Source organism: Verrucosispora sp. SN26_14.1, from assembly GCF_004307965.1.
In the GTDB taxonomy this organism is placed as follows: Bacteria; Actinomycetota; Actinomycetes; order Mycobacteriales; family Micromonosporaceae; genus Micromonospora.
Map to the genome: position 1 here is coordinate 1 of NZ_SISL01000207.1, position 10,398 is coordinate 10,398.

A 10,398-nucleotide genomic window follows, 5' to 3' on the forward strand; every position below is an offset into this window, starting at 1 on the left:
GTGCCCTCGCCGGCCGGGCGGTCACGCGCAGCGCCGGGTACGGCGTCGCGGTGCTCGTCCTCGGTGTGGTCCTCGCCCTGGTGTTCGGCCGCGTCGACCCGGCGCTCCGGTGGCTGGCCCCGCCGTTGCTGACCACCGCGCGGGCGCTGGCCGGGTCCCTGTCGTGGGCGACCGGGGTGCTGGTGACCGCCTGGGCGCTCGGTTGGGCGGCCATGCTTCTGGCGGGTTGTCGGCGTGCCCGCCATCGACGTGCCTGACGTTCACCGTCCGTGGTGACCGAGCGCACTCCGGGGCGATTTGGCGGCTACCGGGAGTAGGGCGTAACCTAGGCCGCGAAGTTCCACCCAGAGACCGCTGGTCACCGTGCTCCGGCACGGTCGAAGGTCCGCGAAGACGGGCGACCCGCGTAGGGCGGCAAGCGAAAACTGGCAGAGTCCCCGTGGTCCGCCGACTGCGATGATCTCCGCCGACCTCGCCCCGTGCGCCCTGCGCCGGGGCTTTTCTGTTGCCGCGATGCCTCCGTCTCCGTCACAGGCGCCTGTCTGCGACGGTGACCAGCCTCGAGTAACGAGAGAGGAGGGACATGGCGGACAAGCCGATCCGGGCCGACAAGGCCTCGGCCGTTGCTGAGCTGACGGAGAACTTCCGCAGCGCGGGTGCCACCGTGCTGACCGAGTACCGCGGTCTGACGGTTTCCCAGCTCACCCAGCTGCGGCGCTCGCTCGGCAAGGAGACCACCTACACCGTCGCCAAGAACACGCTGGCCAAGCGTGCTGCGGCAGATGCGGGTATCTCCGGCCTCGACGAGCTGTTCACCGGTCCTACCGCGCTGACTTTCGTTTCGGGCGACGTCGTCGAGGCGGCGAAGGGGCTTCGCGACTTCGCGAAGTCCAACCCGAAGCTCGTCATCAAGGGCGGCGTCTTCGAGGGCAAGGCCATTTCCGCGGCCGAGGTCACGAAGCTCGCCGACCTGGAGTCCCGTGAGGTGCTGCTGGCCAAGCTGGCCGGCGCGATGAAGGGCAACCTGAGCAAGGCCGCGGCCCTGTTCCAGGCCCCGCTGTCGAAGACCGCCCGTCTGGCGGCCGCCCTGCAGGACAAGAAGCGTGAGCAGGAGGGCGCCGAGGCGGCCTGAGGCCGCGCGGCGCACCCACGTTCTTAGTTAACCATTCAGAAAGGACGCCAGATATGGCGAAGCTCAGCACCGAAGAGCTGCTCGACGCGTTCAAGGAGATGACGCTGATCGAGCTCTCCGAGTTCGTGAAGCAGTTCGAGGAGACCTTCGAGGTCACCGCCGCCGCCCCGGTCGCGATGGCGGCGGGCCCGGCCCAGGGTGGCGCTGCCGCCGAGGCCGAGCCGGAGAAGGACGAGTTCGACGTCATCCTCGACGCCGACGGTGGCAAGAAGATCCAGGTCATCAAGGTCGTGCGTGAGCTGACCGGCCTGGGCCTCAAGGAGGCCAAGGACCTGGTCGAGGCCGCGCCGAAGGCGATCCTCGAGAAGGTCAACAAGGAGGCCGCCGACAAGGCCAAGGCCAAGCTGGAGGGCGAGGGCGCCAAGGTCACCCTCAAGTGACCTGAGCCTCACCCGGGCGTACCGGCTCACGTGAGCCGGGGCACACCCACATCGCGGCGGGCGACGATCCGGATCTCGGATCGGCGCCCGCCGTGTGGTTTCACTGCCCGGAACCGGTCATGAGCAGGGCGTGTGCATCGCGGCGGGCGCGGGCCCGAACGGCAGTGGTTTCGCCCGTGGGTGGGAAAGACCGTCGGATGGCGGCACCGGGCCTTGACGCGACCATGGACTCCCAGGCACGCTGACATCAGCAAGACCTTCCGCGCTTGCGACGGCCACCGGCTGGGTATGAAGCGGCAGCACCACCGCCGCAGACATCTGGGCGGCCCGGCAGGGACGTTGCGTTCCGAGCGGCCCGGTGTGACCCGTTTCCAGGGTCCCGAGGCTCGTTCCGCAACTTCCTGCGGGGTGGGCTGGACAGCGGTTAGCCTCTCGGCTACACTGCTAGTTTGCGCTGCCTTCCGACTTGACCCCTGCTCGGAAATGTCCGTTTGTGGATATTTTCTGGTGGGGTCATTGGAGTGCACGCGTACCAGCCGTTCTGCAGCACCGGTCCTCGGAAGGACGCATCTTGGCAGCTTCCCGCCCTGCGAAGACCAGTCGTACGTCGAGCGCATTCGCTCCCCGCCGAGTTTCCTTCGGTCGGATCACCGAACACCTCGAGGTCCCCAACCTCCTTGCCATTCAGAACGAGTCCTTCGACTGGCTCGTCGGCAACGAGGGTTGGCAGGGCCGGTCGGCGGACGACCCGCACGCACGCTCGGGTCTCGCGGAAATCCTCGACGAGATCAGTCCCATTGAGGACTTCTCTGGCACCATGTCGCTTTCCTTCTCGGCACCGCGCTTCGACGAGGTCAAGGCCTCGATCGAGGAGTGCAAGGAGAAGGACCTGACCTACTGCGCGCCGCTCTTCGTGACCGCGGAGTTCACCAACAACACCACCGGCGAGATCAAGAGCCAGACGGTGTTCATGGGTGACTTCCCGATGATGACGCCGAAGGGCACCTTCATCATCAACGGCACCGAGCGCGTCGTGGTCAGCCAGCTCGTCCGCTCGCCGGGCGTCTACTTCGACAAGCAGCCGGACAAGACCTCCGACCGCGACCTCTCCAGCGTCAAGGTCATCCCCAGCCGGGGTGCCTGGCTGGAGTTCGACATCGACAAGCGCGACACGGTCGGCGTACGCATCGACCGTAAGCGTCGGCAGGCCGTCACGGTCCTGCTCAAGGCCGTCGGATGGTCGGCCGAGCGGATCCGCGAGAAGTTCGGCTGGTCCGAGCTGATGATGACCACGCTCGAGAAGGACCACATCGCCGGCCAGGACGAGGCGCTACTCGACATCTACCGGAAGTTGCGCCCTGGCGAGCCGCCGACCCGCGAGAACGCCCAGACCCTGCTCGACAACCTCTTCTTCAACCCGAAGCGGTACGACGTCGCCAAGGTCGGTCGGTACAAGTTCAACAAGAAGCTCGAAGTGAGCGTGCCGATCACCACCGGCACGCTGACCGAGGACGACATCGTCGCCACCGTGGAGTACCTCTGCCGGCTGCACGCCGGTGAGGAGGGCTACGAGGCCGACGACATCGACCACTTCGGCAACCGGCGCCTGCGTACCGTGGGCGAGCTGATCCAGAACCAGGTTCGGGTCGGTCTGTCCCGGATGGAGCGGGTCGTCCGCGAGCGGATGACGACTCAGGACGTCGAGGCGATCACGCCGCAGACCCTGATCAACATCCGCCCCGTGGTCGCCGCGATCCGGGAGTTCTTCGGCACCTCGCAGCTGTCCCAGTTCATGGACCAGACCAACCCGCTGGCGGGCCTGACCCACCGGCGTCGGCTGAGCGCGCTCGGCCCGGGTGGTCTGTCCCGGGAGCGGGCCGGCTTCGAGGTCCGCGACGTGCACCCGTCCCACTACGGCCGGATGTGCCCGATCGAGACGCCGGAAGGCCCGAACATCGGCCTGATCGGCGCGCTGTCCACCTTCGCCCGGGTCAACCCGTTCGGCTTCATCGAGACGCCGTACCGGAAGGTCGTCGACGGTCGGGTCACCGACCAGATCGACTACCTGACCGCGGACGAGGAGGACCGGTTCGTCAAGGCGCAGGCCAACGCGCCGCTGCGGGCCGACGGCACGTTCGCCGAGGACCGCGTCCTGGTCCGCCGTAAGGGCGGCGAGACCGAGGACGTCGCGCCGGGTGCGGTGGACTACATGGACGTGTCGCCGAGGCAGATGACCTCGGTCGCGACCGCGATGATCCCGTTCCTGGAGCACGACGACGCGAACCGGGCCCTGATGGGCGCGAACATGCAGCGTCAGGCGGTCCCGCTGGTCAAGGCGGAGTCGCCGCTGGTCGGCACCGGCATGGAGTACCGTGCCGCGGTCGACGCCGGTGACGTGGTGGTGGCCGAGGTCGGTGGCGTGGTCGAGGACCTCTGCGCCGACTACATCACCGTCCACCAGGACGACGGCCACCGCCGGACGTACCTCCTGCACAAGTTCCGCCGCTCCAACGCCGGCTCCTGCGTCAACCAGAAGCCGGTCGTCTTCGAGGGTGACCGGGTCGAGGCCGGCCAGGTGGTCGCCGACGGGCCGTGCACCGACGAGGGCGAGATGGCCCTCGGGCGCAACCTGCTCGTGGCGTTCATGTGCTGGGAGGGCCACAACTACGAGGACGCGATCATCCTGTCGCAGCGCCTCGTACAGCAGGACGTGCTCACCTCGATCCACATCGAGGAGCACGAGGTCGACGCGCGGGACACCAAGCTCGGCCCGGAGGAGATCACCCGCGACATCCCGAACGTCAGCGAGGAGATGCTCGCCGACCTCGACGAGCGCGGGATCATCCGGATCGGTGCCGAGGTCGTCCCCGGCGACATCCTGGTCGGCAAGGTCACCCCGAAGGGCGAGACCGAGCTGACTCCGGAGGAGCGGCTGCTCCGCGCGATCTTCGGTGAGAAGGCGCGTGAGGTCCGGGACACCTCGCTGAAGGTGCCGCACGGTGAGACCGGCACGGTCATCGGCGTGCGTACCTTCTCCCGCGAGGACGGCGACGAACTGCCGCCGGGCGTCAACGAGCTGGTCCGGGTCTACGTCGCCCAGAAGCGGAAGATCCAGGACGGCGACAAGCTCGCCGGCCGGCACGGCAACAAGGGCGTCATCTCCAAGATCCTGCCGGTCGAGGACATGCCGTTCCTGGAGGACGGCACCCCGGTCGACATCGTGCTCAACCCGCTGGGTGTGCCGAGCCGGATGAACATCGGCCAGGTACTCGAGACCCACCTGGGCTGGGTGGCCAAGACCGGTTGGAAGGTCGACGGCGACGACGCGGAGTGGAAGCGTCAGCTCCAGGGGATCGGTGCGGACGAGTCCGAGCCGGACACCAACGTGGCCACGCCGGTCTTCGACGGTGCCCGCGAGGAGGAGATCTCCGGTCTGCTCGCGTCGACCCTGCCCAACCGGGACGGCAACCAGCTGATCGGTGCCAGCGGTAAGGCGCAGCTGTTCGACGGTCGCTCCGGCGAGCCGCTGCCGGACCCGATCGCGGTCGGCTACATCTACATCCTGAAGCTCAACCACCTGGTCGACGACAAGATCCACGCACGGTCGACCGGTCCGTACTCGATGATCACGCAGCAGCCGTTGGGTGGTAAGGCGCAGTTCGGTGGCCAGCGCTTCGGTGAGATGGAGTGCTGGGCGATGCAGGCCTACGGTGCCGCGTACGCCCTGCAGGAGCTGCTGACGATCAAGTCCGACGACGTCCTGGGCCGGGTCAAGGTCTACGAGGCGATCGTCAAGGGCGAGAACATCCCCGAGCCGGGCATTCCCGAGTCGTTCAAGGTGCTGCTCAAGGAGCTGCAGTCGCTGTGCCTCAATGTCGAGGTGCTCTCCAGCGACGGTGTGGCCCTGGAGATGCGCGAGACCGACGACGAGGTCTTCCGGGCCGCGGAGGAGCTGGGTATCGACCTTTCCCGGCGCGAGCCGAGCTCGGTCGAGGAAGTGTGACGTTGCGGTCCGGTGACGGGGCGGCCCCTTCGGAGGTCACCCCGTCCCGGGCCCGGACCCGGTCAGCTGCTAGCGCAACAAGCGACGTGTGAGGGAATGAACGTGCTCGACGTCAACTTTTTCGACGAGTTGCGAATTGGGCTGGCGACCGCCGACGACATCCGTCAGTGGTCGCACGGCGAGGTCAAGAAGCCCGAGACGATCAACTACCGCACCCTCAAGCCGGAGAAGGACGGGCTCTTCTGCGAGAAGATCTTCGGTCCTCAGCGGGACTGGGAGTGCTACTGCGGCAAGTACAAGCGGGTCCGGTTCAAGGGCATCATCTGTGAGCGCTGCGGCGTCGAGGTGACCCGCTCGAAGGTCCGCCGGGAGCGGATGGGCCACATCGAGCTCGCCGCGCCGGTGACCCACATCTGGTACTTCAAGGGCGTGCCGAGCCGGCTGGGTTACCTGCTGGACCTCGCCCCGAAGGACCTCGAAAAGATCATTTACTTCGCCTCGTACGTCGTGACGAGCGTTGACGCCGAAGCGCGTCACCGTGACCTCTCGACCATCGAGAACGAGATCCTGGCCGAGAAGCGGCAGTCCGAGAACAGCCGCGACTCGGAGATCGAGAAGCGGGCCGCCAAGCTTGAGGCCGACCTGGCCGAGCTGGAGGCCGAGGGCGCGAAGGCGGACGTCCGGCGCAAGGTCAAGGAGGGCGGAGAGCGCGAGATGCGCCAGATCCGCGACCGGGCCCAGCGCGAGATCGACCGCCTCGACGAGGTGCTGGACACCTTCCGCAAGCTCGACTCGAAGCAGCTGGTCACCGACGAGCTGCTCTACCGCGAGCTGCGTGACCGGTTCGGCGAGTACTTCACCGGGGGCATGGGCGCCGAGGCGATCAAGGCCCTGGTGCAGAACATGGACCTCGCCGCCGAGGCGGAGAACCTCCGGGAGACCATCCGTACCGGCAAGGGGCAGCGGAAGATCCGGGCGCTCAAGCGGCTCAAGGTCGTCGCGGCGTTCCAGAACACCCGCAACTCGCCGCTCGGCATGGTGCTGGACTGCGTACCGGTGATCCCGCCGGACCTGCGTCCGATGGTGCAGCTCGACGGTGGCCGCTTCGCGACCAGCGACCTGAACGACCTGTACCGCCGCGTGATCAACCGGAACAACCGGCTCAAGCGGCTGATCGACCTCGGCGCGCCCGAGATCATCGTCAACAACGAGAAGCGGATGCTGCAGGAGGCCGTCGACGCGCTGTTCGACAACGGCCGCCGCGGTCGGCCGGTCACCGGCCCGGGTAACCGCCCGCTGAAGTCGCTGTCCGACATGCTCAAGGGCAAGCAGGGCCGGTTCCGTCAGAACCTGCTGGGCAAGCGCGTCGACTACTCCGGCCGTTCGGTCATCGTGGTCGGCCCGAAGCTCAAGCTGCACCAGTGCGGCCTGCCCAAGCAGATGGCGCTGGAGCTGTTCAAGCCGTTCGTGATGAAGCGGCTGGTCGACCTGAACCACGCACAGAACATCAAGTCCGCCAAGCGGATGGTCGAGCGGCAGCGGCCGGTCGTGTGGGACGTGCTGGAAGAGGTCATCGGCGAGCACCCGGTGCTGCTCAACCGGGCGCCCACCCTGCACCGACTCGGCATCCAGGCCTTCGAGCCGCAGCTGGTCGAGGGCAAGGCCATCCAGATCCACCCGCTGGTCTGCACCGCGTTCAACGCGGACTTCGACGGTGACCAGATGGCGGTGCACGTGCCGCTCTCCGCCGAGGCCCAGGCCGAGGCCCGGATCCTGATGCTGTCGTCGAACAACATCCTCAAGCCGGCCGACGGCAAGCCGGTCACCATGCCCACCCAGGACATGGTCATCGGGCTCTACCACCTGACCCACCTCACCACCGGTGAGCGCGGGGAGGGACGGGCGTTCAGCTCGGACGCCGAGGCGCGGATGGCGTACGACAACGGCGAGCTGCACCTGCAGGCGCCGGTCAAGATCCGGCTGCGGAACGTGGTCGAGGTGGACAACGGCGTCGGTGGGCAGCCGTGGACCGCGCCCGAGGGCTGGGTCCAGGGTGAGCCGCTGACCGTGGAGACCACGCTCGGCCGGGTGCTGTTCAACGAGACCCTGCCGCAGGGCTACCGGTTCGTGAACTACGAGATCCGCAAGGGTCAGCTCTCCGCGATCGTCAACGACCTCGCCGAGCGGTTCCCCAAGGTGGCCCTGGCGGCCACCCTGGACGGGCTCAAGGAGGCCGGTTTCCACTGGGCCACCTGGTCCGGCGTGACCATCGGCATGGAGGACGTCATCGCTCCGCCGCGCAAGCGGGAGATCCTGGAGCGGTACGAGAAGGAAGCCGACCGGATCGACAAGCAGTACCAGCGTGGTCTGATGACCGCCGAGGAGCGTCGCGGCGAGCTCATCGAGATCTGGACCAAGGCGACCAACGAGGTCGCCAAGGAGATGGACACCGCGCTGCCGCAGGAGAACCCGCTGTGGAAGATGATCAACTCGGGTGCTCGCGGTAACCTGCTCCAGCTCCGGCAGATCGCGGCGATCCGTGGTCTGGTGGCCAACCCGAAGGGCGAGATCATCCCGCGGCCGATCAAGGCCAGCTACCGGGAGGGTCTGTCCGTGCTGGAGTACTTCATCTCCACGCACGGTGCCCGTAAGGGTCTCGCGGACACCGCCCTGCGTACCGCCGACTCGGGTTACCTGACCCGGCGTCTGGTGGACGTCTCGCAGGACGTCATCATCCGCGAGGAGGACTGCGGCACCGATCGGGCCATCCCGATGCAGGTGGGTCAGCAGCTCGACGGCCGGCTGGTGGTGCACGAGCACGCCGAGACGAGCGTGCACGCCCGTACCCTCGCCGACGACATCAAGGGGCCGGACGGCACCGTCGTCGCCGAGCGTGGCTCGGACATCAACTCGATCCTGGTCGACAAGATCGTCGCCGCCGGGGTCGACCACATCCGGGTGCGCAGCGTGCTCACCTGCGAGTCGAAGCTGGGCGTCTGCGGTGCGTGCTACGGCCGCTCGCTGCCGACCGGCAAGATCGTGGACGTCGGCGAGGCGGTCGGCATCATCGCGGCCCAGTCGATCGGTGAGCCGGGTACGCAGCTGACGATGCGGACCTTCCACACCGGTGGTGTCGCGGGTGAGGACATCACCCAGGGTCTGCCGCGTGTCCAGGAGATCTTCGAGGCCCGGATCCCGAAGGGTAAGGCGCCGATCGCCGACACCCCCGGCCGGATCCGGATCGAGGACGGCGAGCGGTCGCGCAAGATCGTCGTGATCCCCGACGACGGCAGCGACGAGATCGTGTACGACAAGATCTCGAAGCGGGTCCGGCTGCGGGCGCACGACGGCGACCACGTCGAGGTCGGCGAGAAGCTCACCGAGGGCACCATCGACCCCCACGAGCTGCTCCGTATCCTCGGCCCGCGCGCGGTCCAGGTCCACCTGACCCAGGAGGTCCAGGAGGTCTACCGCTCGCAGGGTGTGCTCATCCACGACAAGCACATCGAGATCATCATCCGCCAGATGCTCAAGCGGGTGACGGTCATCGACTCCGGCTCGACCGAGTTCCTGCCGGGTGTGCTGGTCGACCGGGCGCTGTTCGAGTCGGAGAACCGCCGACTCGTCGGCGAGGGCGGCGAGCCCGCCGCCGGGCGTCCGGTGCTGATGGGTATCACCAAGGCCTCGCTGGCCACCGACTCCTGGCTCTCGGCGGCCTCCTTCCAGGAGACCACCCGGGTGCTGACCGACGCGGCGATCCACGCCCGCAGCGACTCGCTGATCGGTCTCAAGGAGAACGTGATCATCGGTAAGCTCATCCCGGCCGGTACCGGCATCAGCAAGTACCGCAACGTCCGGGTCGAGCCGACCGAGGAGGCGAAGGCCAAGGTCTACTCGATGACCGGCTACCCGGAGACCGACTACGGTTTCGGGCCGGCCAGTGGCCAGGCGGTTCCGCTGGACGACTTCGACTTCGGGTCGTACCGCTAGGACCGTGTGACGTGGGAGGCCCCCGGCATCTGCCGGGGGCCTCCTCGTGTCCGTACCCGCCGCTGCGGCGCGCGGCGCGGCCCGGGCAGGCATCATGTGCTCATGACGATCGCACCCGGACCGGCACCGACCGAGTCGGCGCCACGTCATCCGCTCGACCCCGATCCGGTCCGGGCCACCAAGGCTCGCGCGGTGTTCGCGCTCGGGCTGATGGGGGCGATGACCGGCCTGCTGCTGGGCGGGGTGGTCCCCGCGACGGTCGCGCTGCACCTGGCCCGGCAGGCGCGCCGGGAGGCGTACGCGTCAGGTGGTTTCCTGACCGGCGCGGCCTGGCTGCGTCGCGGCGAACGACTGGCCTGGACGGGATTGGTGCTGGTCGCGGTGAGCGTGGTGGCGCTGCTGGTGATCGGTGTGGTCCGGCTCGCCGAGGCGCCCTACGGGCAGGACTTCGCTCCCACCGTCGACTGACCCGGCCCGAGGTGGCCATCGCGCCGGGCACGGTGGGCTGACTCGCGGCGGTAGCCTGACGGTGTCCGTCGCACGGCGGTGGACGCGGCCGATGAGGAGGAGATCCCGTGACCGAACCGGCGCGCGCCGAGGGCGGCGAGTCCGCCCAGCCCACGTCCGGGCACTCGGACGACGCGGCCGGGGCGGCACCGGGGGAGCAGCCACGACCCGGGTCCGCACCGGAGCCCCCCGTCCCGCCATCCCCGTCCGGGTACGCGCCGACCGACGCCCCGCCGCCGCAGACTCCGCCGTCCGGACCGTCCGCTCACGGTGCCGCCCCCGACTCGTCGCCGGCGAGTCCGCCCGGACCGCCGACTGCCGGCGCC

Annotated in this window: 5 protein-coding genes and 2 pseudogenes; all 7 read left to right on the plus strand. The window is 68.3% G+C overall.

Annotated features, from left to right (window positions below):
• Nucleotides 1-257: pseudogene (locus tag EYA84_RS32535) on the plus strand (hypothetical protein); the annotation flags it as partial.
• Between the two features lie 326 nt (nt 258-583).
• A complete protein-coding gene (gene rplJ, locus EYA84_RS18500; RefSeq protein ID WP_131054310.1) occupies nt 584-1,132 on the plus strand; it encodes a 50S ribosomal protein L10 in 549 nt (182 codons plus the stop codon).
• Nucleotides 1,133-1,185: 53 nt separating this feature from the next.
• Nucleotides 1,186-1,572 carry a 50S ribosomal protein L7/L12 gene (rplL, locus tag EYA84_RS18505; protein ID WP_131054311.1) on the plus strand — a complete coding sequence of 129 codons (387 nt, stop codon included), beginning with the start codon at nt 1,186-1,188 and terminating at the stop codon, nt 1,570-1,572.
• Nucleotides 1,573-2,143: 571 nt separating this feature from the next.
• Complete coding sequence (locus EYA84_RS18510) at nt 2,144-5,575, plus strand: DNA-directed RNA polymerase subunit beta (protein ID WP_131054312.1); 3,432 nt, start codon at nt 2,144-2,146, stop codon at nt 5,573-5,575.
• Nucleotides 5,576-5,677: 102 nt separating this feature from the next.
• Nucleotides 5,678-9,565 carry a DNA-directed RNA polymerase subunit beta' gene (locus EYA84_RS18515; protein ID WP_131054314.1) on the plus strand — a complete coding sequence of 1,296 codons (3,888 nt, stop codon included), beginning with the start codon at nt 5,678-5,680 and terminating at the stop codon, nt 9,563-9,565.
• Nucleotides 9,566-9,667: 102 nt separating this feature from the next.
• Complete coding sequence (locus EYA84_RS18520) at nt 9,668-10,033, plus strand: hypothetical protein (protein WP_131054313.1); 366 nt, start codon at nt 9,668-9,670, stop codon at nt 10,031-10,033.
• A gap of 107 nt (nt 10,034-10,140) precedes the next feature.
• Nucleotides 10,141-10,398 (plus strand): annotated as a pseudogene (locus tag EYA84_RS33530) (hypothetical protein); the annotation flags it as partial.

Excerpts from the sequence above, each read along its gene's own strand:
- rplJ (WP_131054310.1), top strand. The coding sequence starts at position 584 with ATGGCGGACAAGCCGATCCGGGCCGACAAGGCCTCGGCCGTTGCTGAG.
- rplL (WP_131054311.1), top strand. The coding sequence starts at position 1,186 with ATGGCGAAGCTCAGCACCGAAGAGCTGCTCGACGCGTTCAAGGAGATG.
- EYA84_RS18520 (WP_131054313.1), top strand. The coding sequence starts at position 9,668 with ATGACGATCGCACCCGGACCGGCACCGACCGAGTCGGCGCCACGTCAT.